The sequence below is a fragment of the Rhodoferax ferrireducens T118 genome (genome assembly GCF_000013605.1).
In the GTDB taxonomy this organism is placed as follows: Bacteria; Pseudomonadota; Gammaproteobacteria; order Burkholderiales; family Burkholderiaceae_C; genus Rhodoferax; species Rhodoferax ferrireducens.
In genome coordinates, this window is the sequence record NC_007908.1 from 2,088,213 (window position 1) to 2,113,661 (window position 25,449).

Annotated in this window: 24 protein-coding genes; 10 read left to right on the top strand and 14 right to left on the bottom strand. The window is 60.9% G+C overall.

Going from position 1 to position 25,449, the window contains the following annotated elements:
• Nucleotides 1–22 precede the first annotated feature (22 nt).
• Nucleotides 23–979 (bottom strand): DMT family transporter, encoded by a 957-nt coding sequence (locus tag RFER_RS09830; protein ID WP_011464238.1) that lies wholly within the window; start codon nt 977–979, stop codon nt 23–25.
• 181 nt (nt 980–1,160) lie between these two features.
• On the opposite strand from RFER_RS09830, the gene RFER_RS09835 reads away from it, so the two are divergent.
• The 3 genes from RFER_RS09835 to RFER_RS09845 all read left to right on the top strand — a co-directional run bounded on the left by RFER_RS09835 (nt 1,161) and on the right by RFER_RS09845 (nt 4,273).
• Nucleotides 1,161–2,381 (top strand): MFS transporter, encoded by a 1,221-nt coding sequence (locus RFER_RS09835; RefSeq protein ID WP_041790518.1) that lies wholly within the window; start codon nt 1,161–1,163, stop codon nt 2,379–2,381.
• A 115-nt stretch (nt 2,382–2,496) separates the two neighbouring features.
• The gene (locus RFER_RS09840; protein WP_011464240.1) at nt 2,497–2,814 is read left to right on the top strand and encodes a DUF190 domain-containing protein; all 318 of its coding nucleotides are present in this window, start codon (nt 2,497–2,499) and stop codon (nt 2,812–2,814) included.
• Between the two features lie 202 nt (nt 2,815–3,016).
• On the top strand, nt 3,017–4,273 hold the full coding sequence (locus RFER_RS09845) for an Hsp70 family protein (RefSeq protein WP_011464241.1): 1,257 nt from the start codon (nt 3,017–3,019) through the stop codon (nt 4,271–4,273).
• 137 nt (nt 4,274–4,410) lie between these two features.
• Here RFER_RS09845 and RFER_RS09850 read toward each other — a convergent pair whose 3' ends face one another.
• The 6 genes from RFER_RS09850 to RFER_RS09875 form a co-directional block, all read right to left on the bottom strand.
• Nucleotides 4,411–6,039, bottom strand: coding sequence for an ABC transporter substrate-binding protein (locus tag RFER_RS09850; RefSeq protein WP_011464242.1), 1,629 nt, complete (start codon nt 6,037–6,039; stop codon nt 4,411–4,413).
• A 19-nt stretch (nt 6,040–6,058) separates the two neighbouring features.
• Nucleotides 6,059–7,063, bottom strand: coding sequence for a peptide ABC transporter ATP-binding protein (locus RFER_RS09855; RefSeq protein WP_011464243.1), 1,005 nt, complete (start codon nt 7,061–7,063; stop codon nt 6,059–6,061).
• Nucleotides 7,060–8,028, bottom strand: a complete 969-nt coding sequence (locus RFER_RS09860) for an ABC transporter ATP-binding protein (protein WP_011464244.1) — start codon at nt 8,026–8,028, stop codon at nt 7,060–7,062. Before RFER_RS09860 ends, RFER_RS09855 begins: the two co-directional genes overlap by 4 nt.
• Before the next feature lie 23 nt (nt 8,029–8,051).
• Nucleotides 8,052–8,960: an ABC transporter permease subunit gene (locus RFER_RS09865; protein WP_011464245.1), complete on the bottom strand. Its 909-nt coding sequence runs from the start codon at nt 8,958–8,960 to the stop codon at nt 8,052–8,054.
• Nucleotides 8,961–8,968: 8 nt separating this feature from the next.
• Nucleotides 8,969–9,973 (bottom strand): ABC transporter permease subunit, encoded by a 1,005-nt coding sequence (locus RFER_RS09870; protein ID WP_011464246.1) that lies wholly within the window; start codon nt 9,971–9,973, stop codon nt 8,969–8,971.
• 94 nt (nt 9,974–10,067) lie between these two features.
• Nucleotides 10,068–10,502, bottom strand: a complete 435-nt coding sequence (locus RFER_RS09875) for an SWIB/MDM2 domain-containing protein (protein ID WP_011464247.1) — start codon at nt 10,500–10,502, stop codon at nt 10,068–10,070.
• A gap of 184 nt (nt 10,503–10,686) precedes the next feature.
• On the opposite strand from RFER_RS09875, the gene rraA reads away from it, so the two are divergent.
• Entirely contained in the window at nt 10,687–11,208 is a 522-nt protein-coding gene (gene rraA / locus RFER_RS09880) for a ribonuclease E activity regulator RraA (RefSeq protein ID WP_011464248.1), read from the top strand.
• A gap of 5 nt (nt 11,209–11,213) precedes the next feature.
• Here rraA and RFER_RS09885 read toward each other — a convergent pair whose 3' ends face one another.
• The gene (locus RFER_RS09885; protein ID WP_244095847.1) at nt 11,214–12,089 is read right to left on the bottom strand and encodes a DMT family transporter; all 876 of its coding nucleotides are present in this window, start codon (nt 12,087–12,089) and stop codon (nt 11,214–11,216) included.
• Between the two features lie 409 nt (nt 12,090–12,498).
• Here RFER_RS09885 and RFER_RS09890 point away from each other — a divergent pair, with 409 nt between their 5' ends.
• The 4 genes from RFER_RS09890 (at nt 12,499) to RFER_RS09905 (ending at nt 17,168) form a co-directional block, all read left to right on the top strand.
• Nucleotides 12,499–13,248, top strand: coding sequence for an electron transfer flavoprotein subunit beta/FixA family protein (locus RFER_RS09890; RefSeq protein ID WP_011464250.1), 750 nt, complete (start codon nt 12,499–12,501; stop codon nt 13,246–13,248).
• Nucleotides 13,249–13,277: 29 nt separating this feature from the next.
• Complete coding sequence (locus RFER_RS09895; protein ID WP_011464251.1) at nt 13,278–14,210, top strand: electron transfer flavoprotein subunit alpha/FixB family protein; 933 nt, start codon at nt 13,278–13,280, stop codon at nt 14,208–14,210.
• Nucleotides 14,211–14,311: 101 nt separating this feature from the next.
• The gene (locus RFER_RS09900) at nt 14,312–16,102 is read left to right on the top strand and encodes an acyl-CoA dehydrogenase (RefSeq protein WP_011464252.1); all 1,791 of its coding nucleotides are present in this window, start codon (nt 14,312–14,314) and stop codon (nt 16,100–16,102) included.
• A 100-nt stretch (nt 16,103–16,202) separates the two neighbouring features.
• Nucleotides 16,203–17,168 (top strand): NAD(P)H-dependent flavin oxidoreductase, encoded by a 966-nt coding sequence (locus tag RFER_RS09905; RefSeq protein ID WP_011464253.1) that lies wholly within the window; start codon nt 16,203–16,205, stop codon nt 17,166–17,168.
• A 55-nt stretch (nt 17,169–17,223) separates the two neighbouring features.
• On the opposite strand, the gene RFER_RS09910 is transcribed toward RFER_RS09905, so the two are convergent.
• The 5 genes from RFER_RS09910 to RFER_RS09925 form a co-directional block, all read right to left on the bottom strand.
• On the bottom strand, nt 17,224–18,183 hold the full coding sequence (locus RFER_RS09910; protein WP_011464254.1) for a rhodanese-related sulfurtransferase: 960 nt from the start codon (nt 18,181–18,183) through the stop codon (nt 17,224–17,226).
• Nucleotides 18,180–18,662: a GFA family protein gene (locus RFER_RS09915; protein WP_011464255.1), complete on the bottom strand. Its 483-nt coding sequence runs from the start codon at nt 18,660–18,662 to the stop codon at nt 18,180–18,182. Before RFER_RS09915 ends, RFER_RS09910 begins: the two co-directional genes overlap by 4 nt.
• Nucleotides 18,659–18,829, bottom strand: a complete 171-nt coding sequence (locus RFER_RS24065; RefSeq protein WP_166485700.1) for a hypothetical protein — start codon at nt 18,827–18,829, stop codon at nt 18,659–18,661. The genes RFER_RS09915 and RFER_RS24065 overlap by 4 nt, the downstream gene beginning before the upstream one ends.
• Entirely contained in the window at nt 18,826–19,527 is a 702-nt protein-coding gene (locus RFER_RS09920; RefSeq protein ID WP_011464256.1) for a VIT1/CCC1 transporter family protein, read from the bottom strand. Before RFER_RS09920 ends, RFER_RS24065 begins: the two co-directional genes overlap by 4 nt.
• Nucleotides 19,528–19,701: 174 nt before the next feature.
• Complete coding sequence (locus RFER_RS09925; protein WP_011464257.1) at nt 19,702–21,834, bottom strand: dehydrogenase; 2,133 nt, start codon at nt 21,832–21,834, stop codon at nt 19,702–19,704.
• Nucleotides 21,835–22,031: 197 nt separating this feature from the next.
• Here RFER_RS09925 and RFER_RS09930 point away from each other — a divergent pair, with 197 nt between their 5' ends.
• Together RFER_RS09930 and RFER_RS09935 are read left to right on the top strand one after the other, a co-directional pair.
• Nucleotides 22,032–23,282, top strand: a complete 1,251-nt coding sequence (locus tag RFER_RS09930; RefSeq protein WP_244095848.1) for an iron-containing alcohol dehydrogenase — start codon at nt 22,032–22,034, stop codon at nt 23,280–23,282.
• A 236-nt stretch (nt 23,283–23,518) separates the two neighbouring features.
• On the top strand, nt 23,519–23,914 hold the full coding sequence (locus RFER_RS09935; RefSeq protein ID WP_041791899.1) for a hypothetical protein: 396 nt from the start codon (nt 23,519–23,521) through the stop codon (nt 23,912–23,914).
• 61 nt (nt 23,915–23,975) lie between these two features.
• Here RFER_RS09935 and RFER_RS09940 read toward each other — a convergent pair whose 3' ends face one another.
• Nucleotides 23,976–25,340, bottom strand: coding sequence for an MBL fold metallo-hydrolase (locus RFER_RS09940; RefSeq protein ID WP_011464260.1), 1,365 nt, complete (start codon nt 25,338–25,340; stop codon nt 23,976–23,978).
• Nucleotides 25,341–25,449: the final 109 nt, after the last annotated feature.

A 25,449-nucleotide genomic window follows, 5' to 3' on the forward strand; every position in this document is an offset into this window, starting at 1 on the left:
GGTTTCGGCCTGTCCTGCAAGCTCAAGAATGGTCATGCCGGTGATGAATATCCGGGAAGTGCGGGTGGCTGTGCTGCAGGGTGCCGTGCCAGTGCGGATGCTCATGTCGCTCCGTCAGGTGCAACCAGAGCCCCGCGGCCATGAGCAGACCGGCGCCCCAGAACAAGGGCGACGTGCTCTCACCGAACACGCCAATGGCGATGCCTGCCCCCACGAAGGGTGCCGCGCCGAAGTAAGCGCCGGTGCGCGCCGCACCCAAACCGCGCAGGGCCAGCACGAACAGCGCCAAGCTGATGCCGTAGCCCACAAAACCAATCAGCAGGACCGGCCCCACCACGCGCCACGGTGGCAGAGATTGGCCCAGCGCCAAAGCCAATCCGATGTTGACCAGCGCAGCAACGATTCCTTTCAGGCCCGCAATAAACAAGGCATCCGAGTTGGAAACCTGGCGCGTCAGGTTGTTGTCCAGTGCCCAGCACAGGCAGGCGCCCACAATCAATGCGGCTCCCGCGCCGCCATGGTTTGTGCCAACCGCAGGGCCGGGCCAGGACAACAAAAGCCCGCCCGCCACAATCAGCGCCATGCCCAACACCACGCGCCGGTTGGCGTTTTCTTTGAAGACGAACCAGGCCAGCAGCGCCGTCAACACGCCTTCCAGGTTAAGCAGCAGGGACGCCGCCGCCGCGCTGGTGCTCGCCAGGCCCAGCATCAGCAAGGTCGGCCCCACCACGCCGCCGCAGCCGATGGCGGTTAACAGCCATGGCCATTCGCGGCGCGCCAGGCCAGGACTGTGCCAACCGTGGTCGCGCAGAACGCGCAAGGCCAGCAAGCCGACACCACTGCCCAAATACAGCAAGCCCGCCAGCAGCAGGGCCGACATGTCGCCGACAAATTGCTTGGCCAAGGGCGTACTGGCCCCAAACAGGGCGGCGGCGGCCAATGCCGCCAGCACGGCGCTGGATCCCTTGTGCGTTTTCACCTTGATGTACCTTGCCTCGGTTGTATCAGAAGCCACAATATGCTATATAAATAATAGCTATATATGTATATTCTACGGGGGCCACAGGCCAATTTTGTATAAACTTTGACCGAATGTTGGTGGCGCGGGTGAATGGGGGGTGCGCTCTGCGCGGTTGAAACGATTCACTTACCATCGCAGCATGACCAGTACCTCCCTTCATTTACCCCTCGCCGTGCCGCTCAAACAGGATGCCACCATCATTGGCCTTGTCGGCCTGGCCCATGCCAGTTCCCATTTTGCCCATCTGTTGCTGGCGCCGCTGTTTCCGGTGTTTATGACCGAGTTTGGTTTGAGCTACGCCGAGTTGGGATTGCTGATGACCACGTTTTTCGTGGTTTCGGGGCTGGGGCAGGCCTCTGCCGGTTTTGCGGTGGATCGGCTCGGCGCCAGGCCGCTGCTGTTTGTGGCGCTGGGGATTTTTGTGCTGGCGTGTGGCGCGGCGTCCCTGGTGACGGGTTACGCAGGCTTGGTCGGCGTGGCAGCGCTGGCGGGCTTGGGCAATGCCATTTTTCATCCGGTTGATTTCACTATTTTGAATCAAAGAGTCTCCGCCCCGCGGCTGGGCCATGCCTTCAGCGCCCACGGCTTGACCGGCTATCTGGGCTGGGCCGCGGCCCCGGTCTTTCTGGTCACGCTGAGCAGTCTGTACAACTGGCGCACGGCCTATCTGGCCGCCGCGGTGATGTATGTCGGCATTCTGGTGTGGCTGATTTTGCAGCGCGACAAACTGAGCACCCAGGTGGCGGTGCAGCATGCAGACGTTGGGGCAGAACACAGTATGGCGTTCATGAAGTTGCCGGTGGTGTGGTGGTGCTTTGCCTTCTTTCTGTTCTCCACCATGACGCTGGCGGTGGTGCAAAGCTTTTCGGTCTCCATTCTCAAAGCCATGCACGGCGTCAGCTTTGAGGCCGCTACCCTGACGCTGACTGCCTACATGTTGTGCGGCGCGGTGGGTATCTTTGTGGGCGGATTTGTGGCGGCGCGCACTGGACATAGTGATCGTGTGGTTGCCATGTCGATGGCGGTGGCCGCTGTGTTGCTGGCGCTGTGTGGCACCGGCCTTTTGGGTGCCACGGGCACCATGGTGGTGCTGGCGGGTACGGGATTTGCGGTCGGGATTGGCGGGCCGTCACGCGACATGATGATCAAAAATGCCACGCCCCAGGGCGCCACGGGCCGGGTTTATGGTCTGGTGTATTCGGGTCTGGATACCGGCTTCGCGCTATCGCCCTTTGTGTTTGGCGTGTTCATGGACCGGGGCTGGTATGGCGCAACGCTGTTCGGTGCAGCGGCGGTGCTGCTGCTGAGTGTGGTGGCGGCGCTGGGGGTGGGCCAGAGGACGGCGCGGTCAAGAAGGTAGCTTGTGGCGCGGGCTGGCGCGGCCATTGGCGCACACGGCGCGGGTTCCTGGCTGATGCTGCCGGGAGTGGCATCTGTGGCACTATTGAAACCACCTTGATTTGAAGGAGACCATCTTGCAAGGCTATCAACTGACTTTTTTCACTCAACAGGATCGAAGGCATGGCTGGACGCCTCTCGGGGAATGGCTGCTGAAAGAAGCCCGTAATCTCGGTGTCGGTGGTGCGACCTTGAGCGCCGCTGCGGAGGGCTTCGGACGCGACGGCAAGCTGCACTCGGCGCACTTCATCGACATGGCCGATCAACCCCTGGAGGTCACGATGGCGCTCAGTGCGGCGGATGCCGAACGTATGTTTCAGCGGCTGCGCGAGGAGAAAATCAATGTGTTCTTTGTGAAGGCACCGATTGAATTTGGCATGACCGGCGAGCTGTAAGTGTCTCTGTTGACGCCCCGGCACGCGCCGGGCGCATTGCCAACTACAAGCGGCTGCGGGAGATCAATCGCGCTGTCTCCGTTATTCTGTTGACCGGTACCGTCGGGCCGTCCGAGGTGGCAAAATCGCCAGTCCTGATTTGCCAGCCACTGAGGACAGGCAAGTCAATCGCTGCTTGCCAGCCATTACGTTCCCATCTTTCATGAAATTTTCACGCCAGGGCACGCTCGGCATTGACTTCGGCACTTCAAATTCGGCCATGGCCTGGGCACCTGCGGACGGCCAGGCGCGCTTGATTGCGCTGGAAGGCGAGTCGGCGTCGATGCCGACGGCCGTGTTCTACAACACGGAAGAGGTCAGCACCCATTTCGGGCGGGATGCCCTGGCGCAGTACCTCAACGGTACCGAGGGCCGGCTGATGCGTTCGCTCAAGAGTCTCCTGGGCAGCTCGCTGTTGCTGGAGTCGACACTCATCAACCACCGACAGATCAGTTTCCAGGACATCATCGCCACATTCCTGGCGACGCTGCGTGCGCGCGCCGCGCTGGCGCTGGGCGCAGAGCCTGGACGTGTGGTGATGGGACGGCCGGTGCATTTTGTCGATGATGACCCGGTGCGTGATGCATTGGCCCAGCAGTCCCTGCGGGAGGCCGCGCAGGCGGCCGGATTTGATGACGTGTCGTTTCAGTTGGAGCCCATTGCTGCGGCGCTGGACTATGAGCGGCGCCTCACGCGTGAAAGCACGGTGCTGGTGGCGGACCTGGGGGGCGGGACTTCGGACTTCAGCGTGGTTCGCCTGGGGCCGGGGCGCATGGCCCAGGCCGACCGAACGGGGGACGTGTTGGGCACGACCGGTGTGCACATCGGGGGCACCGACTTTGACCAAAAACTCAGCCTGGAGCAGGTGATGCCGCTGTTGGGCTATCGCCAGTTGGGGCCGCAGCAGCGTGAGGTGCCCAGCCGGATTTTTTTCAGTCTGTCCACCTGGCATCTGATCAACTGGCTGTACCCGCAGCGTGCCCTGAGCCAGGCCCGGGCGCTGCGCACCAATTATGCTGACCCGCATTTGCACCAGCGCCTGATGAACGTGCTCACGCACCGCCATGGGCACCGCATTGCCAATCAGGTTGAGCAGGCCAAGATTCATTGTTCGCAGGCGAACGGCGATACGGCGGTGGATCTGTCGTATGTCGAGGCGGGTCTGGCCGCGCCCATGGGTGTCGCCGACATGCGAGAGCACTTGGCAGCTTTGCTGGCACGGACCGTCGCGTGCGCGCGGGAATGTGTGCGGCGCGCCGGCTTGAGCGATGCTTCAATTGACGCCATCTACCTGACCGGCGGCTCATCGGCATTGCGGCCGTTCCAACAGGCCCTGCAAACTGAATTTGCGGGCGTGTCGGTGGTGGAGGGTGACCTCTTTGGCGGTGTGGCCTCAGGCCTGGCGTACAGCCGTGCGTGACTGGCGCAACCGGTCCCGCTGCCGGCGCTGAGAATAATTGATAGCTGTTGAAGCAATAAACACGCGGCTGTAGCCTGATTTGACATAAAAAAAGCCGGTGTGAACCGGCTTTTTGTTGTCAGCGCAAGATGCGCGGCTTACTTGATGTCAACGCCATAGAACACGTGGGTGCCAAACGGGCTGATCTTGAAGTCGACGACTTCATTGCGCACCGGCTTCAGGGCAACCGCGTGGGCGATGGTGAACCAGGGCGCCTGTTCCTTGAAGATCACCTGGGCCTGCTCATACAGTTTGGTGCGCTCGGCCAGGTTGGAGGTGATCTTGGCCTTCTGGATCAAGTCCTCGAACGGCTGGAAGCAGAACTTGGCAACGTTGGAGCCATTGGCCTTGGCCGAGGTGCAGCCCAGCAAGGTGTTGAGGAAGTTGTCAGGGTCGCCGTTGTCACCGGTCCAGCCGAGCATGCCCATCTGGTGTTCGCCGGCCTGCATGCGCTTGCGGTATTCACCCCACTCAAAGCTCTTGATTTCGGCCTTGACCCCCACTTTGGCCAGGTCGGCTTGCATCAGCTCGGCAATCCGGCGCGCATTGGGGTTGTAGGGGCGCTGTACCGGCATGGCCCACAGGTCGGTGCTGAACCCGTCCGGGTAGCCAGCGGTCGCCAGCAGTTTCTTGGCGGCTGCCGGGTCAAAAGCGTCGTCCTTGACGGATTTGTTGTAAGACCACATCGTCGGCGGGATCGGGTTGATGGCCGGGATGCCGGTGCTCAAATAGACCGCTGAAATGATCGCCTTTTTGTCGATCGCCATATTGATGGCTTTGCGCACGCGCACGTCATCAAACGGCTTTTTGGTTGTGTTGTAGGCCAGATAACCGACGTTTAGGCCGGGTTGCTCCAGCACCTTGATGCTGGTGTTCTTGCGCATGGCCTCCAGATCCGCCGGATTGGGGTAGGGCATGACATGGCATTCACCTTTTTGCAGCTTGGCCCAGCGCACCGAGGCGTCGGGGGTGATGGCAAAAATCAAATCGTCAATCTTGGCCTTGCCGGCCCAGTACTGCGGGAACGCCTTGTAGCGGATCAGTGCGTCTTTCTGGTACTGCACCAGGGAGAACGGGCCAGTGCCAACCGGCTCCTGGTCAAGTTTTTCAGGGGTGCCGGCCTTGAGCATGGCAATCGCATATTCCTTGGACTGCACGCCGTTGTGCGGCATCGCCATATTGGCCAGGAACGGGGCTTCCGGCTTGTTCAGCGTGATCTTGACCGTGTACGCGTCCACCTTGTCGACCGACTTGAGCAGCTTGGGCATGCCCATGTCGTCAAAGTAGGAGTGGTTGGAACTGGTGACCTTGAAGTAGGGGTCAGCTTGCTTCCACTGGCGCTCGATGGAGAAAATGAAGTCGTCGGCGTTGAAGTCGCGCGTTGGCTTGAAGTTTTTGTTGGACTGCCATTTCACGCCTTGGCGCAGGTGAAAGGTGTATTCAGTGCCGTCTTTGGAGATGTCCCACTTTTCCGCCAGGGCGGGCAGGACCTTGGTGCCGCCACGCTCGAACTGCACCGGCGTGTCATAGATCTGGACCCCGGCATCAAACGAAGTGCCGGTGGTGTTGACGCCCGGGTAAAAGTTCTCCGGGCTGCCTTCCGAGCAATACACCAGCGTCTTGGCCGCGGCCGGCGCCAACGCCAACAAGGCGGGCAATGCGATGGCGCACAGCACAGCAGGCTTGAGGCCGAATTTTCGGCGTGCGCTTGATTTTGAACAGGTCATCTTGTGGACTCCTTCGGGGTTAATGCTGCTCAGCAGCGGGTTGGATAAATTGCTCGGCCTCGTGGCACGCCACCTGGCGGCCAGCCAGTTCGCGCAGGACCGGACGCTCCGTGTGACAGCGTGCCACCACATTGGGGCAGCGGGTGGAAAACACACAACCGCTGGGTGGGTTCAAAGGCGAGGGCAACTCACCCGTGAGCACGATACGTTTGTGCGCCGTGCCGCTGCCAATGATGCCCGGTGTAGAGGCCAGCAGTGCTTGCGTGTAGGGATGCAGCGGCTGCGCGAAGATGGTTTTTTTCTCGCCTTGTTCGACCGCGTGGCCCAGGTACATCACCAGCAGGTCGTGGGCAATGTAGCGCACCACGCCCAGGTCGTGCGAGATAAACAGGTAGGCCAGGCCCAACTCTTGTTGCAAGTCGGCCAGCAGGTTGAGGACCTGGGCCTGAATCGAGACATCGAGCGCCGACACCGGCTCGTCAGCCACGATCACCGCTGGTCTGAGCATGAGGGCGCGCGCTATGGCCACGCGCTGGCGCTGGCCGCCCGAGAACATGTGCGGGTAGCGGTCATAGTGCTCCGGGCGCAGGCCGACCAGGGCCAGCATGGCGCGTGCCTGCTCGGCACGTTGTGCCGCCGTCAATTCGGTATTGATCTCCAGCGGGGCCTCCAGAATGGCACCGATTTTCTTGCGCGGATTCAGTGAGCCATACGGATTCTGGAACACCAGTTGCACGGCACGGCGCAGCGCATGGCGTTCAGTGGTGCTGGCTTTCACCACGTCCACGCCATTGAGGCGCAGTTCACCGGCAGTGGGCGTCTCGATCAGCGACACCATGCGCGCCAGCGTGGACTTGCCACAACCCGACTCGCCCACCACCGCCAGTGTCTTGCCGGCGTGCAGCGTGAAGGAGACACCGCTCACCGCCTGCAGTTGATCCGCGGCGTGCAGAAAGCCGCGGCTGATTTTGTAGACCTGGCGCAGATCGCGCGCGACGACCACGGGTGTTTCAGACGGGCTCATGCTTTTCCCCCGAGTGGAAACTGGCAGCGCACCATGCCGTCTTGCCACGGGCGCAGGGGCGGGCGCTGGGCGCGGCAGCTGTCCACCGCGTATGCACAGCGCGGCGCAAACAGGCAGCCACTGGGCCGGTCATAGAGGCCCGGCACCATGCCGGGAATGGTGGCCAGGCGGCTCACGCCGTCGCTGCGCTCGGGCATGGCGGACATCAGCGCCTCGGTGTAGGGATGGTGCGGCGTGGCAAACAGGGTTTGCGCCGATTGTTCTTCCATGATCTGGCCGGCGTACATAACCGCCACGCGTTGCGCCATCTCAGACACGACGCCCATGTTGTGCGTGATCAACACCAGCGCCATGCCACGCTCTTTTTGCAGGCTGCGCAGCAAGTCCAGAATCTGGGCCTGAATCGTCACGTCCAGCGCGGTGGTGGGTTCATCGGCAATCAGCAGCTTGGGGTTGCAGGAAATGGCCATGGCGATCATGACGCGCTGGTTCATGCCGCCCGACATCTGATGCGGATAGATCTTGAGGCGACTCTCGGGTGCCGGAATGCCGACTTGTTCCAGCAGTTCGATGGAGCGCCGTTTGGCCGCCTTGGCGTCCAGACCCAGGTGCAGCTTGAGCGTCTCGGCCAGTTGAAAGCCGACGGTAAAGCAGGGGTTGAGGCTGGTGGTGGGGTCCTGGAAGATCATCGCCACGTCTTTGCCGATGAGTTGGCTGCGTTCTTTGGTGGAGAGTTTGAGCAGGTCGTGACCGTCAAAGCGCAGCTTGTCGGCCGTGACGACACCGGGGTAGGCCACCAGCCCCATCAGCGCCATCATGGTGACGCTTTTGCCGGAGCCGGATTCGCCGACGATGCCCAGCACGTCGCCGGTGTCCAGTGACAGACTGACACCTTCGACCGCGTGCATCACGCTGTTGGTCGAAGGGAAATCGACCGACAGATTTTCAATTTCAAGTAAAGCCATAAGAAGATGATTAAGGTGGGCCGTCAGCGTTTGAGCTTGGGGTCAAATGCGTCGCGTAGACCATCACCGAGTAAGTTGAAGGCCAGTACTGTGATCAAAATAGCCAGGCCCGGGAAGGTGACCACCCACCAGGCGCGCAGCACAAACTCACGCGCATCGGCCAGCATGGTGCCCCATTCGGGCGAAGGCGGTTGCGCGCCCAGGCCCAGAAAACCTAAAGCAGCCGCGTCCAGAATGGCCGCCGAGATACCGAGCGAGGCCTGCACAATCAAGGGCGCGGTGCAGTTGGGCAGGATCTCGTTGAACATCAGGCGCAGGTGGCCGGCGCCATTCATGCGGGCGGCGGTTACATAGTCCTTGGAGGCCTCGGAGATGACGGCGGCGCGTGTGATGCGCACATAGTGCGGCAAGACCACCACCGCCACCGCCAGCATGGCATTCATCAGGCCCGGGCCCAAAATGGCCACGATCACGATTGCCAGCAGCAGGCTCGGCAGCGTCAGGATGATGTCCATCAGGCGCATCACGGCGACCTCAAAGATACCCCGAAAATAACCGGCGGTGAGCCCCAAAATAGTGCCAGTGATCACCGACAGCGTCACCACCGCCAGGCCAATCGCCAGCGACAGGCGGGCGCCAAAAATCAGTCGCGAGAGGATGTCGCGCCCAATGGCGTCGGTGCCCAGCCAGTGGGCGCTGGAGCCCTCGGTTTGCCAGGCGGGTGGTTTCAGAAAGACGTTGGGGTCGGTCAGGTCGGGCGCATAGGGCGCAATCAAGGGCGCAAACATGGCAATCAGGAGCACCAGCACCACAATCACCAGGCCGCCGACGGCGCCTTTGTTGCTGCTGAAGTAGCGCCAAAACTCACGCAGCGGGTGCGGTGGCTCCAAGGCCTCGTCGATCTGTAAACTTGTCAAACTAGTGCTCATCATGCTGGCCTTCAGTGCCGGATGCGGGGGTTGATGATGCCGTAGGTCACGTCCACCAGCAGGTTGACCGTCATCACGATCATGCCGAGCAGCAGCATGCCACCTTGCAAAACGGGATAGTCGCGTCGGCCAATCGCTTCAATCAGCCACTTGCCCACGCCCGGCCAGGAAAAAATGGTTTCGGTCAGGATGGCGCCGGTAAACAGCACACCGACCTGTAATCCAATCACCGTGATCACCGGAATCAGCGCATTGCGCAAGGCGTGCAGACCGACCACCCGCAGGTTGGACAAGCCCTTGGCGCGCGCGGTGCGAATGTAGTCTTCACCCAGTACTTCAAGCATGGCTGAGCGCGTCATGCGGGCAATTACCGCCAATGGATTGGTCCCGAGCACGATGGTCGGCAAAATCAAATGGGTGAAGGCGGACCAGAAGGCCCCTTTGTCGCCAGCCAGCCAGCTGTCAATCAGCAGCAGGCCGGTGACGGGTTCAATGAAATACTCCACGGCAATGCGACCTGACACCGGCGTCAGGTCGAGTTGCACTGAAAACAGCAGGATCAGCAGCAAGCCCCACCAGAAGATCGGCATCGAATAGCCGGTGAGTGACACACCCATCACGCCATGGTCGAATATCGTATTTCGTCGTACCGCCGCCAGAATACCCGCCGGAATGCCCAGCAACAAGGCGAAAAAAATCGCGCATAGCGCGAGTTCAATGGTGGCGGGAAACAGTGTCATGAACTCACGCAGCACGGGTTCGTGGGTGATGATCGATTTGCCCAGATCGCCTTGCAGCACACGGCCGATGTAAATGCCGTATTGCACCAGCACCGGGCGGTCCAGTCCGTACTCCTTGAGCAGGGTGGCGTGGCGCACGGCATCGATGCCGCGTTCGCCCGCCAGGGTCTCAATCGGATCCCCCGGTACCAGGCGAATCAGGAAGAACGCCAACAGCGTCATGCCGATGAAGGTCGGGATGATCAGGCTGAAGCGGGTTAAGAGAAAACGCAGCATGGTTCAGAGTTTGAGTGATCGGGGCAAAGCGTGGATCATGCCAGAACAAAAAAGCCGACTCGCGTCGGCCTTTTCGCTAGGCAGCGAACGCTGCTTATTTCAGGTGCTTGCCGATCAGGCCCGCCATCTCAAACATGGAGACCTGCACCTTGCCAAAAACTTCCTTCAGCTTGGCGTCGGCATTGATCATGCGTTTGTTGACGGCGTCTTGCAGCTTGTTCTTCTTGATGTAAGTCCACAGTTGCTTGACCACCTCGGTGCGTGGCAGCGGGCCGACGCCCACAACGGCGGCCAGCGCAGCGCTGGGCGTCAAGGCCTTCATGAAGGCCGCGTTGGCGGTGCGTTTTTTGGCAGGTGCTTTTTTGGCAACGACTTTTTTGGCCGGTGCTGCTTTCTTGGCTGGGGCGGCTTTCTTTGCCGGCGCAGCCGCCTTGACGGCTACTTTCTTAGCCGGAGCGACTTTCTTGGCCGGCGCTACTTTTTTAGCGGGTGCAGCTTTTTTTGCCGGTGCTTTCTTTGCAGTTGCCATGATTTATTGTCCTTCTGGAAGTTGATGAATCACCAGCAAAAAACGGCTTCCTCACTGGTGCGGTGGATGCTACTGGAGAATGAGCATGTTTCCAAGGGGGGAAGCCTTTATTTCATTGGTAAATGTTGTTTTTTTTGGTTTGCGATCATCACCTCTACAATTTTGTTGCTTAAAGGACAAGAACATGACCCCTTCATTTGCCACCTGTGACCTGTGCGATGCGCACAAAAACGATGTTTCCGGCGCCTTCAGGGTGTTGCCCCCGGTGTTTCGTGACTTTGGCGGCGTGCGCCAATTTTGCGGACCGGTGGTGACCGTCAAATGTTTTGAGGACAACTCAAGCGTCAAAGCGGCCGTCGAGTCAGTTGGCTACCAAGAGACGCCTGCGGGGCGCGTTGGCAAGGTGCTGGTGGTCGATGGTGGTGGCTCCTTGCGGCGCGCCCTGCTCGGTGGCAACCTGGGCGCGGCTGCTGCCAGAAATGGTTGGGCCGGTGTGGTGATAGATGGCTGCGTGCGTGACGTGAGCGAGCTGGCTGCGGTGGGTCTGGGCATTCGCGCTCTGGCGTCCATGCCGCTGCCAACGGAAAAGCGCGGCGAAGGGCAAAGTGACCTTGCGCTGCAAATCCAGGGCGTCTGGGTCCGACCAGGCGACTGGCTCTATGCGGACGAAGATGGCATGGTGCTGGCTGCCGGTCGACTCGTGTAGCGTCTCTAGCGCTGTGCTGGCAGTGTGGCCAACACCACACCAGCCAAGGCGATGGCGAATGCCAGTACCTGCATGCCACTGAGCGTTTCGCCCAAAACCAGAACCCCCACCAGCGCCGCCGAGATCGGCAGCATCACGGTGAAGACGCCGGCACTGGCAGCCGGTACGGTCTTGAGTCCAGTCATCCACAACCAGACCGTCCAGACACTGGCCGCCAGCGCATAGAACACGAGCAGCAGCCAGGTCGCGGGCCGCACCGTCAAAAAATCAAATTTCATGGCGGCGTAAAGACCGAATGGCGTCATCAAGATGAAGCCCCACAGGTTGATGAGTGCGGTGATACGTTTGGGTGTCAACACACCAGTGAGCTGCTTGCCGATGACGGCGTAAGAAGCCTCGCACACGACTGCAGCAAAAACAAGGAGATTGCCCAGCCATGCGTCTTTATATATTGAAGGTGGCTCCAGCCCGTGTCCTGTCTGCGTAACTTGTCCTGATTTTGACAGTGCAAAAAGGACAATACCGAAGGCGGCGCAGCCAATGGCCGTCCACACCCGCAGCCCAATACGCTCGCGCAAAAAGACCCAGCTCAGCAGTGCCACCATGGCCGGAATGGTGGCCATGATGATGCCCGCCGAGACCGCGCTGGTCAGGCTCACGCCATACAGCATGCACAGGGTGAACAGAAAATTGCCTAAAAAAGACTCCAGAAAAAGCAGCCTTTTTGTGTGCCAGGTCATCGGTACTTCGGTCGCTGGTTTGGCGAGCCAATGCGGCATCGCCAGAGCGCCAATGCCAAATCGCAACCAGGCCAGCAACAACACCGGAAGTGCGGCCGCCAGTGGCTTGGACAAGGCCACGTAGCTGCCCACCAGGGACATGCTGAGGGTCAGATAAAAATAGCCGCGCAACAGGCGGGATGTTGTTGGCTGGGAGCTTGGAGCGGGAGTCACTGCGGTCATCTACCTGGAAATTGCTGCAGTTGCGCATCATGCCTGATGTCTGTTGGGAGCCGCCCGCATTGGAGGCTCGCGCTGCGCCAGATATTTTGAGTTCCTGGTGCCCGCCTGCTATTGGCGCACCTGGCCTGGGCGAGGGCAGATTCTTATGCCGGTATAATTCAAAAAAAGCACGACCGTACTATTTTGTGCCGGATTAGCCGATTGTCATCTGGATGACCCGGCTGATGGATGGCACAGCATAGAATGTCCGAGTTGACGTGCACGTCAACTCGGGTGACGTGCCTTTTCAAGTCAATCGCCGAATTCGTAACTATCTGGAGTCGAAGCAATGAAAGTCCTGGTCGCAGTGAAACGCGTGGTCGATTACAACGTGAAGGTCCGCGTCAAATCGGACAACACGGGTGTTGATGTCGCCAACGTCAAAATGAGCATGAACCCTTTTGATGAGATCGCCATCGAAGAAGCCGTGCGCCTGAAAGAAAAAGGCGTGGTTTCCGAGGTCATCGCCGTCTCCTGCGGCGTGACCCAGTGCCAGGAAACCCTGCGCACCGCCATGGCCATTGGCGCGGACCGCGCCATCCTGGTCGAGACCTCGGTCGAGCTGCAGCCGCTGGCCGTGGCCAAGTTGCTCAAGGCGCTGGTGGACAAAGAACAGCCCGGCCTCATCATCCTGGGCAAGCAAGCCATTGACGATGACTGCAACCAGACCGGCCAAATGCTCGCTGCGCTGGCCGATCTGCCGCAAGCCACTTTTGCCAGCAAGATTGAAGTGCTTGAAGGCAAAGCCTCGGTCACGCGTGAAGTCGACGGCGGCTCAGAAACGCTGTCCATCACCTTGCCGGCGGTCATCACCGCCGACTTGCGCCTGAACGAGCCACGCTACGTGACACTGCCCAACATCATGAAGGCCAAGAAAAAGCAACTCGACATCTTCAAGCCCGAAGACCTCGGGGTCGACGTCACACCGCGCATCAAAACCTTGCGTGTGAGCGAGCCACCCAAACGCAGCGCTGGCATCAAAGTGCCCGATGTGGCAACGCTGGTGGCCAAACTCAAAAATGAAGCCAAAGTCATCTAAGCGATGACGAGTCTTACAGGAGCCCATTCATGACATCTTTAGTAATTGCCGAACATGACAACGCGACCCTCAAGGGCGCAACCCTCAACACCGTCACCGCTGCCGTCCAATGTGGCGGTGAGGTGCACGTGCTGGTAGCCGGTGCCAACGCCGGCGCCGCAGCCGCTGCAGCGGCGCAGATTGCCGGCGTGTCCAAGGTGCTGCACGCTGACAGCGACGCCCTGGCCCACGGCCTGGCTGAGAACATGAGCGCGCAGATTCTGGCCCTCGCCTCGAACTACAGCCATATCCTGTTTGCCGCCACGGCGTCCGGCAAGAACATCGCCCCGCGCCTGGCCGCCAAGCTCGACGTGGGACAGATCTCTGACGTCACCAAAGTCGACAGCCCCGACACCTTTGAGCGCCCGATCTACGCCGGCAACGCCATTGCGATTGTGCAAAGCACAGACCCCATCAAGGTCATCACGGTGCGCACCACCGGATTTGACCCGGCAGCTGCCAGCGGTGGCACGGCCGCCATTGAGGCCGTAGCGGCGGTCGCGGCCAGTGACAAGTCAACTTACATGGGCAGTGAAATCGCCAAAAATGATCGCCCTGAGCTGACCGCAGCCAAGATCATCGTGGCCGGGGGCCGGGCGCTGGGCTCCAGCGAGAAGTTCATGGAAATCCTGATGCCACTGGCCGACAAGCTCGGTGCTGCCATTGGTGCCTCGCGCGCCGCGGTGGACGCCGGTTACTCGCCCAATGACTGGCAAGTGGGCCAGACCGGCAAGATCGTGGCGCCGCAGCTGTACATCGCAGTCGGTATCAGCGGCGCGATCCAGCATCTGGCCGGCATGAAGGATTCCAAGGTGATCGTGGCCATCAACAAAGACCCCGAGGCGCCGATTTTCTCGGTGGCCGACTATGGCCTGGAAGCGGACCTGTTCGTGGCGGTGCCCGAACTGGTGGCCGCGCTGTAAGCCAGGCACAAACAGGGCATCGTTCGCGGTGCCCTTTTTTTTCGCGCCCGGTTTGAACGATTGAACGTGCGCGCTTTCTCTTTTCCATTTGGAGACTCACCATGAGCTACGTTGCCCCCCTCAAAGACATGCTTTTCAATCTCAAGTATCTCGCCGATATTGAGCAGATCGCCCAGTTGCCAGGTTTTGAAGATGCTGGTTTTGAGACGGCGCAAGCCGTGCTGGAGGAAGCTGCCAAGTTCAACGAGGGGGTGCTTGCGCCGCTGAACTGGGAGGGTGACAAGAACCCTTCCAGCTGGAAAGATGGCGTGGTGACGGCAACACCCGGTTTCAAGCAAGCGTTTCGCCAGTTTGCTGACGGTGGTTGGCAGGGCTTGCAACACCCGGTCGATTTTGGTGGACAGGGGCTGCCCAAGACCATCGGCGCGGCCTGCGGCGAAATGCAAAACTCAGCCAACATGAGTTTTGCCCTGTGCCCGCTGCTGACTGACGGCGCGATTGAAGCGCTGCTGACGGCCGGTTCCAACGAACTGAAAGCTACCTACCTTGAAAACCTGGTCAGCGGCAAGTGGACCGGCACCATGAACCTGACCGAGCCACAGGCTGGCAGCGATCTGGCCGCCGTGCGTTCGCGCGCTGAGCCGCTGGCAGACGGCAGTTACAAGGTGTTTGGCACCAAGGTTTTCATCACCTGGGGTGAGCACGATATGGCCGAAAACATCGTCCATCTGGTGCTTGCCCGCGTCACTGGCGCACCGGAAGGCGTCAAGGGCATCAGCCTGTTCGTCGTGCCCAAATTCTTGGTGAACAAAGACGGCTCGCTGGGTGCACGCAACGATGTGCAATGCGTCAGCATCGAGCACAAGATGGGCATCAAGGCCAGTCCGACAGCCGTGCTGCAATTTGGTGACCATGGGGGTGCTTTGGGTTACCTGGTGGGTCAGGAGAACCGCGGCCTGGAATACATGTTCATCATGATGAACGCTGCCCGCTTTGGCGTCGGCGTGCAGGGCATCGCGATTGCCGAGCGCTCTTATCAACAAGCGGTGACCTTTGCCAAAGACCGGGTTCAAAGCCGTCCGGTCGATGCTCTGGCACCTGCCAACGCGACCATCATCTATCACCCCGATGTGAAGCGCATGCTGATGACGATGCGTGCCTACACCGAGGGCTGCCGCGCCATGGCGACGGTGGCAGCTGCGGCCTATGACGCGGCGCATCATCACGCAGACGCCGAGGTGCGCAAACAGAACCAGGCGTTCTATGAGTTCATGGTGCCGCTGATCAAGGGTTACAGCACCGAGATGAGCCTGGAGGTCACCTCGCTCGGCGTGCAGGTGCATGGCGGCATGGGTTATATCGAAGAAACCGGTGCAGCGCAGTACTACCGTGATGCCAAGATCCTGACCATCTACGAAGGCACCACCGCCATTCAGGCCAATGACCTGGTCGGGCGCAAGACCGCGCGTGATGGCGGCCAAACCGCCAAGGCGCTGGCCGCGCAGATTGAAGCGACGGAAGGCTTGCTGGTCAAGAGTGGCAGTGCCGATGCGCTGGCGGTCGCCAAACGTCTCAAGGCGGCGCGTGTGGCCTTTGTCGACGTGGTGAACTTTGTGGCGACCAACACCAAGACCCGGCCCAGTGATGTGTTTGCCGGCAGCGTGCCCTATCTGATGCTGGCCGGTAACCTGATGGCGGGCTGGCAGTTGGCGCGCGCGCTGCTGATGGCGCAGGACGAGATCGCCCAAGGGGTGGATGTGTCCTTCATGCAAGCCAAGATCATCACGGCGCGCTTCTATGCCGACCATTTGCTGACCAAGGCCCCTGGCATGCGCGACGCCATTGTGGACGGCTGCGAGAGCGTCACGGCGCTGGCCTTGGATGCGTTCTGATCTGATTTAAAACTGCTACATATCTAATAGCCGCTCGCGCCTGCTGGACAAGGGCTAGCGGCTATTTTTATCAATAGAATTTCATGTTGACGGAGATCCGATGTCCCACTTGCCCGCGCCCCTGAACCGCTTGCCGTTCCCCGTGATCGGCTCGCCCTTGTTCATCATCAGCAACCCCAAGCTGGTGATTGCCCAGTGCATCGCCGGTGTGGTCGGTGCCATGCCGGCGCTCAATGCGCGCCCGGCCGAGCAGTTGGAAGAATGGCTGATAGAAATCACCGAAGCGCTCTCTGCCCACAACCTGGCCCACCCGGAGCAGCCCGCCGCACCCTTTGCCATCAACCAGATCGTGCACAAGAGCAATGACCGCCTGGAGCATGACATGGCACTTTGCGTCAAGTACAAGGTGCCGATCATCATCACGTCCTTGGGCGCGCGCGAAGACATCAATGCGGCTGCCCACTCCTACGGCGGTGTGGTGCTGCATGACGTCATCAACAACAAGCATGCGCACAAGGCAATCGAGAAGGGCGCGGACGGTTTGATTGCAGTGGCGGCCGGTGCCGGTGGACATGCCGGTTTGAAGAGCCCGTTTGCGCTGATTCAGGAAATCCGCCAGTGGTTTGACGGCCCGCTGGTCTTGAGCGGCGCCATTGCCACCGGCGACGCCGTGCTGGCCGCGCAGGCCATGGGCGCGGACTTTGCCTATATCGGTTCCGCCTTCATCTCCACCGAAGAGGCACGGGCCGCACAAGAGTACAAGCAGGCCATTGTCGACAGCAACTCGGACGATATCGTCTACAGCAACCTGTTCACCGGTGTCCATGGCAACTACCTGGCGCCCAGTATCCGCGCCGCTGGCCTGGACCCCGAGCACCTGCCGGAAAGCGACCCCAGCAAGATGAATTTTGGCGGCGACAAGTCCAGAGCCTGGAAAGACATCTGGGGTTGCGGCCAGGGCATTGGCGCTGTCACCAAGGTTCAGCGTACCGCCGATTTTGTGGCCCAGCTCAAGCGCGAGTACGCCAGTGCGCGGGCGCGACTGCTGGCAAAAAACTATGCCTGATTGGGCTGCAGCCCCCGCGAAGTAATTGCTTGGTGCTATTTAAAACGTAGCATCGTCAGCGGCCTGCCGTAGCTGGCATGGCTTTCGGTTCCGGGCTCGCGCCGATATGCACTTGCTGACGTGCCTTGGCCAGCTCCCATTGGCGCTGGCGTTCGCGGGCGCCGTCTTTCTGAATGTCGCGGGTGATGGCATGGCATTTGGGGCAGCTCACCCCCGCTTCAAACAGCGGTGATGCGAGGTCAGCATCATCCAGAGGCTGCCGGCAGGCGCGGCAAAGATCGTGCTGCCCAGGTATCAGGCCGTGGCCAACCGACACCCGTTCATCGAACACAAAACACTGGCCCTGCCAAAGGCTTTGCTCAGGGGGAATCGTCTCCAGGTATTTCAGGATGCCGCCTTCCAGGTGGAAGACCTCGTCAAAGCCTTGCGCCCGCAACAGGGCAGTGGACTTTTCGCAGCGGATGCCGCCGGTGCAAAACATGGCCACTTTGGGTTTCTTGCCGGTGGCCGGGTGCAAGGCGGGCGCTTGTGCCAGCCATTGCGGCAGCATGGCAAAACTCTGGATGTCCGGGTTGACGGCACCCGCAAACGTGCCGATGCCGACTTCGTAGTCGTTGCGTGTATCGATCACCACCACATCGGGGTCGCCAATCAATGCGTTCCAGTCTTGCGGTTTGACATAGGTGCCAACCACAAGGTTCGGGTCGATGCCCGGCACGCCCATGGTGACGATCTCGCGCTTGAGGCGCACCTTCATCCGGTAAAACGGTGCTTTGGCCGACCAGGCTTCCTTATGTTGCAGGTCTGCCAGGCGCGGATCACGCCTGAGATAGGCCAGCACGGCGTGTACGCCGACCGCCGGTCCGGCAATCGTGCTGTTGATGCCCTCAGTCGCCAGCAAAATGGTGCCTTTGACGTCGTTGGCTTCGCAGCAGGTGAGCAGCGGTGCTTTGAGCTGCGCGAAATCGGGCAGTTCGACGAACTTGTAGAAGGCGGCGGTCAGGAATTCAGTCATAGGGGCATTTGTGCGCGACGCGCCAGACTGTCGGCCGGCCACATCTGTGAAGCTTCGTAATATTCCTCAACAGCCGGGGTGTCGGGCCCGAGCACAACCCAGGGCTGCTTGGATGCCGTGAAAATGTGGATGTCGGGTGGCAGACGGTCTGGTTCATCGAGCGTGCCGACGCGAACAAAGCGAACAGCATCTCCGGCCCCGGCGTAATTGCTCCAAACGGCGATTCGGCATTGGGGGCAGCGCGATATCTTTTGACCCTTGCCACTGAGGGACGGTGTGTTGACAACCTCCACCGCACCTTGCAGCAATTGCACGCGGTCGGCTTCGATCATGGCATTCAACGCGAACGATGCGCCAGATTCGCGCTGGCACCAGCGGCAATGACAGCAATGGACGAACAGGGGCTTTGTTGTCATTCGGTAGCGCACGTGGCCGCAAGTGCAGGCGCCGTCGTAGTTCGTTGATTCTGGAGTGCTCATGGCGCCATTTTCGCTTCACTTTGCCATGTCAGGTGCAGGACGTGGCGGCATTTGCCTTGGCGTCCCACGTCGATGAAGCCGGCCTCTTCAAACACCAGGACAAAGCCCACGACGTGACAATGGCGGGCGCTGTCGCGTGCTGGCTCCCGGGTTGAATCTGCAATCAAACGACCGCACCGAAAAGTGCGCCCACCCCTGCCGTGATCCCCATCGCGAGCGCACCCCAGAACGTGACCCGCCAGGCGCCAACCAGAACACCGGCGCCGCCAACCCGGGCGGCGACGGCGCCCAACAAGGCCAGGAAGAGCAGGGACGTTCCGGACACCCAGCCAATCAAGCCGGTCTCGGGCGCCAACGCCGTGGCGGCCAGCGGCAGCACCGAACCGACCGCGAAGCTGGCGGCCGACGCCAGCGCGGCCTGAACCGGCCGGGCGCTAAAAGTATCGGAGATGCCGAGCTCGTCGCGCGCATGGGCGCCCAGGGCGTCGTGCTGCATCAGTTGCTCGGCCACCTGCTGCGCCAGGCCGGGCTGCAGCCCCCGCGCGACATAAATGGCTGCCAGTTCACGCCGTTCTGAGGCCGGGTCCAGTTCGAGCTCGGCGCGCTCACGCGAAAGGTCAGCTGTTTCGGTGTCTGCCTGTGAGTGGACCGAGACATACTCACCCGCGGCCATCGACATGGCGCCCGCCACCAGCCCCGCGACACCGGTCAGCAAAATGCTGCCATGGCTCGCACTGGCAGCCGCAACACCGACCACCAGACTGGCGGTTGAAACGATACCGTCGTTGGCGCCAAGTACGGCCGCGCGCAGCCAGCCTATCCGGTCAGTGCGGTGACGTTCCGTGTGGCGGTGAAATAGCTTCATGGGGGTCGTGTTGTCGCGTTCAAGGTAGATTTGATATTGTGATGGATTATCGATTGGTGACAATTTCCGTCCTTGGCACGCGACCGTAGCGACAATGCAGGATTCCGGTCCCGGTCTTGGGCTGGTGGGGCATCTGCGGCCGCGGCGAAGCCGCTGTGGCTGGCAGGCCGGCATCTATCTGGCTTGCAGTCTCGGTTTTCTTTTCACGGCTGTTACCGGTTTTGTCCGCGCTGGGGCCACCGGTTTGACGGCCCCCGCTTTTCGGGCTGTCCGCGTTTTTCCGGCACGCGCCGCCAAGGCCAGCTCGCGCACACGCTCAATGTCTGCATCGGAAAACACGCCATTGACGCCGGAGATGGCCGCCAGCTTCATGCCATGCTTTAGGCCCAGGCGGTAGATCTCGCGCACCTTCTCCCATTCGATGGAACGGCCGACCGTGTAGTTCTCGAACCGCCCCTCCAAGGCCAGCACGATGGTCTCGGCCAGGCAGGCATAGGCCAGGTTTTTGGGCAGGCCGATGTTCTTCATCTGGACATCCCCTGGCAGCTGGATTTCGCCGGATTCGATCACCAGCACATCCGGGCGCTTAACGACCTCCTCGGGCGGCAGGTCCAGCGGGCGTGCCACATCGGTGATGACGCAGCCGGGCTTGACCTTCATGATGTCGAGCACCTTCCTGCCGGCGCCGGAGGTGGCGGTCACGATCATGTCCATGCCGGCAATGTCCTTGTTGGCCCGGGCTGACAGAAACAGCCGGGCGTCCGGTGTCTCTTTCAGGATGGAGTCCTTGAGCGACAGCAGTTTGGCGGTCTCTGGGGAGACGAGGTAAAGCTCCTCGGCGAAAGTGGCCAGCAGGCGGGCGCAGACCGAGCCGATAGCCCCGGTGGCGCCGACCACCATGGCCTTGAATTGCACTTTCTGGCCCTTTCTGGGCATGGGTAGCAGTCGCATACGCAACAAGGCATCATGCGCGGCCCACAGCGCCCCGGAGGCGCTGTAGCTGTTGCCCGTGGTGATAGGCAGGGGCGCGCGTTTGGCGACGGTCAGCCCCGCATCGCCCACCACCTTGGTGAAAGCGCCCAGGCCCATGATCTGCGCGCCCAGCTTTTGGGCCATGTCGGCCGCGGCCAGCAAGCGGCGGTAGGTAAATTCGGGGCTGTGGGCCATGATCTCCCTGGGTGTTCCCCCCACCGAAATCAGCCACCCTTCAGCTTCCACACCCGTGGGCGACTTGATTCCCGTCACCCTTGAATAAACAAAAGGCGGGGCATAGGCCAGCACCTTTTCCAGTGAGTCCATGAACAGGGGCGGCGAGACCTGCGACAGCAACTCGATGGGCTTGACCACCTTGAAATACTCCTGCGACAGGGGATGGATGACGAAGGCAAAGCGGTTGACACGTTTGAATCCGCCTGGGTACAGAAGGCGTGGTTCCATCTGCAAATCGGTGATGATTTCCAGGTAGTCGTCCTCCAGCAGATCTGGTGGGTTCTTGCCGCTGGCGGCGATGATCATGGCATCCAGGATATTGGGGCCCAGCACGTGCTCGAACATTCTGGGCGCGCCATCAATCACCAGGTGAACGCCCTTCTCCTTGAATCGGGCCAAGCGCTCGTCATTGACAGAGGTGGTGATGAGGGTCTTGCCAGCCAATTCTTCCGCATTGAAATCGTCCAGTTCATGCACCGGTGCCACGATCACGGTCGCTTCCTGCATCGCCTTGCCCAGAACGAAACGGGTCCACTGCTTGACGGGGGCGCAAGACATCACACTTGGCAACGCCCAGTCGGATACGTAGTGCGCACCAGCGGCATACAGCTCCAGGGCATTCAGCGAGGTCAGCAGCTTGGGCACCCCGAACTGCAACAGCGGGTCGGCAAACTGCAGGTTCTGGCTGTACTCTGCCATGCACGTTGCCAGCTTGTAGTTGCTCATGCCGGAAAAAAACAGGGTTCTGGCGTTGTTGAAATAGTTGCCCAGCTTGATCTGCACATGGCGCAAAGCCCATTCCTGCAGGATGTCGTTCAAGCGACCCCCGGTGGTCACCGGGATGCGCTTGACAACGCCTGCCATGCGGGCGCTGTCTTTTTCAATGTAGCGGCGGGAACCGACGTTGTAGCTGTCTTTCGCGACCCCCAAGCCCAGCACATCGGCGTGTTTTTCCCAGTGTTTCAGCAGGCTTACGGCCTTGCTCGTGCTGCCGTCGGTGCCCAGGCGCTGAACACTGATTTGCTGTCCCATGAAGGATGCAACAAACTCAAAATCCTGGGCACGCGCGCCCAAGCTGATGCTGACGACTCTTTTCATGTGTCCGTCCAGTGAAGGTATTTCCACTTTGCCGCTGGCCACGGATTCGCGGGTTGATCATGATCAACCCGCTACCTTCTACCTTGTCATTAAATTGCACATATTTCACTGAATGCTCGGCAGACGCCACTGGCTGGTTTTGCGGCAAGTTCTGAGCGCCGGGGCCACCAGGCGCAACCAGGAGAACGATGTTGACCATGAATCTGATCGCGGACGTGGGGCGCTCGGTGGGGCTTTCGGCCGTCATGCGGGCGGCGGGTCTGGTGACGCGACTGATGCCCATACCGCAGCCCACCCTGCTGGTGGGACCCGGCTCAAGTGCGCGGCTGGGACAAGCTGTCTGCGGCTTTGGTCACCGCAAGGTCCTGATCGTCACCGACCCCATCGTCTCCGGTCTGGGCTTGCTGAATCGATTGACCCAGGCCTTGACCGAAGGCGGAACGGCCTTTGTGGTGTTTGATGAAATCACCCAGGACGCGCCCATCCCGCTGATCGAGAAAGGAATTGCGGTTTTCAAGACCGAGGGCTGTGACGCCATCGTGGCCTTTGGCGGTGGCTCGGCGATGGATGCCGCCAAGGCTATTGGGCTGTCGGCGGCCAACCACAAGTCGCCGCGCAGCCTGGCGGGGTATTTCCGGGGCTTGCACGCACCCGTTCCCATCTATGCCGTGCCAACCACCGCCGGCACCGGTTCTGAAGTGACCGTGGCCGCTGTCATTTCCGACCCTGAAAACAAGATGAAATTGGTGATTGCGGATACCCGCATTGTGCCAAAGATGGCGGCCCTGGACCCCGTCTTGATGACCGGGCTGCCGCGCCATGTCACTGCCGCCACCGGCATGGATGCGCTGACCCATGCAATTGAAGCTTTCATCGGCCACTGGTCCACCGACGACTCCGATCGCATGGCGCTGGCCGCGGTGCGCCTGATTTATCACAATTTGCGTGCGGTCTACAAGGACGGCAACAACCTCGAGGCGCGCGAACAAATGGCGCTGGCGGCGACCTATGCCGGCCTGGCATTCACCCGGGCCAATGTAGGCAATGTCCACGCCATTGCCCACCAACTGGGCGGCAAATACCACACGCCGCATGGTCTCGCCAATGCCATCATGTTGCCGCATGTCCTGCGGTTTTACGGCCCTGCCGTCAATGACAGATTGGCGGTTCTGGCGCTGCACGCCGAAGTGGGGACCCAGGGGGAGCCAGAGGACGTGCTGGCGCAGGAGTTTCTGGCGTCGATCGACGCGTTAAGCCGCGACCTTGGCATTCCGCGCCAACTGAACGCGCTGCGCAAAGCGGACATTCCCGCCTTGGCGAGAGCTGCCTGCCGTGAAGCGGATACCAATTACCCGGTGCCACGCTATATGTCGGTCGAAAGCTGTGCGGCCTTGATTCGCGCCGTGTTGCCAAAACCCGCCGCACGCAAAAAACTCAAGGCGCTGTGACGGGCTCTGACTGACGTCTTCAGTCCTGTCTTTTTCAATACTGCCAGCAATAAGCGGTTTGTGACAATTTTCGCCTCGGTACGCGAGCGCACATACAGCGCGGGATTTTTGGCCTAGCCTTCAACAATGCAATGTGGTCCCCCTGTCAGCCGCTCCATGCGCCAGCCGGCTATAACAAGCGGCCTGCGGTCTCAGACCCTCTGCATTCGTCATTTCGTATCACCGAGGAGTTCATCATGACCAGCATACGCTTTGCGTTTCGCAATCTCGCCCTTGCCGCAGCGGCCACCTTGCTGTGCACTTCAGCCGCGCTGGCGGTGAACGCCAGTGCCACGGCCGACGCGCAGGCGCGCTACCGCCAGGATATGGCGGCGTGTGCCAGCGGGCAATCAAACCAGGATCTTGCAGCCTGCCGTCGGGAGGCCAAAAACGCCTTGGCCGAAGCCAGGCGCGGTGCCCTCAACAGTGCCCCTGACCAGTATCAGCAGAATACGCTGCGGCGCTGTGACGCCCACCAAGGTGAGGACCGCATCGCTTGCCAGGCGCGCATTCTTGGTGAGGGCAATGTCCAAAGTGGTGTCGAGGCTGGCGGAATCTTGCGCAAGAGCGTGACGGTCACGCCTGCCCAATAGGCTGGGTAATGCAACGCAGCACGGTGATGGGCAGGTCCTGGCAAAGCTGCCGGGCTCCGGCTCAGGTCGGCCAGGTTGAACCGTGCTCCGGCATGATGGCCCGCCAGCCCAACTCGTGCTTGATGCGTTTGCGAAATTCGTCTGAAGCACCCCACTCGCCGTGGGTCACATAGACTTGGTCAGGTGCCTGGGGCATCGTGCGCAGCCAGGCCAGCAGCTGACTGGCGTCTGCGTGCGCTGAGGCCGACTGCAACTGCACCACTTCAGCCTGGAGTTCCACATCGTGGCCGTGGATGCGCACCGACTTGGCGCCACCGGCGATGGTCGCGCCGCGGGTGCCGGGTGCCTGGTAGCCGGTCAGGATGATCATGTTGCGGTGGTTCCCCGCGTAGTGCGCGAGGTGATGCAGCACGCGCCCGCCGGTGGCCATGCCGCTGGCTGACAGAATCACCATCGGGCCATGGCGACTGGCCAGGGCACGTGACTCATCGGTGCTGTTGACCATGGTGGCGCTGTGCGTCAGCGCGTGGGTGTCCTTGCTGCTGAGCCGGTGTTCACCCTGATGCGCCTCAAATAAATGGGTGGTGTGCACGGCCATCGGGCTGTCCAGAAATACAGGTAGCGAGGTGGGGAGTTCGCCGCGCAGCTTGAGTTGATGAATCGCGTGCAGCAGGGCTTGTGCCCGCCCCACAGCAAACACCGGAATCACCGCCACGCCGCCGCGCTTGGCCAGCTTTTGCAACGCGGGCGCCAGTTCGGCCAGCACGTCTTCCTTGGGGTGTTCGCGGTCGCCATAGGTGGACTCGATCAAGACCGTGTTGGCGGCTGGCGCCTTCGCCGGGGGATTCATGATCAGGTCGTCGGTGCGACCCAGATCACCTGAGAACAGAATGCGCCGTCCGGCCACTTCCAGCAACACACTGGCGGCACCCAGAATATGCCCGGCCGTGGAGAACGTGACGCGCCAGCCGGGGATGGGCTGGAAGGTCTTGCCAAAGTCGACCGCCTTGATCCGGGGCAGGCAATCGAGTGCATCTTGCCGGGTGTACAAGGGCAGGGCGGGCGCGTGTTTGGAGAAACCGTGGCGGTTGGCAAACGCAGCGTCTTCTTCCTGGATGTGGCCGCTGTCGGGCAGCAGGATGCGGCACAGGTCGCGTGTGCCGCTGGTGGCGTGCACATGGCCGGCGAAGCCTTCCCTGACCAGCAGCGGCAGGTAGCCGCTGTGGTCCAGGTGGGCATGGGTCAATACAACCGCATCAATCTGGTTCGGCGCGACCGGCAAACGGGTCCAGTTGCGCAAGCGCAGCGGCTTGTAGCCCTGAAACAGGCCGCAGTCGACCAGCAGAGATTCGGCGCCGTGGCGCACCAGGTATTTGGAGCCGGTGACGGTGCCAGCGCCCCCCAGAAAAGTAATGTTGACGCTCATGTGGAAATCTCCCGCTTAGGTGATGTCATGCCCACACTATGCACAGAAAAATGCCACGAAGACAGTTAAATCTTTCGTGGCATTTCTGGTGCGTCAATTTTTATGACGT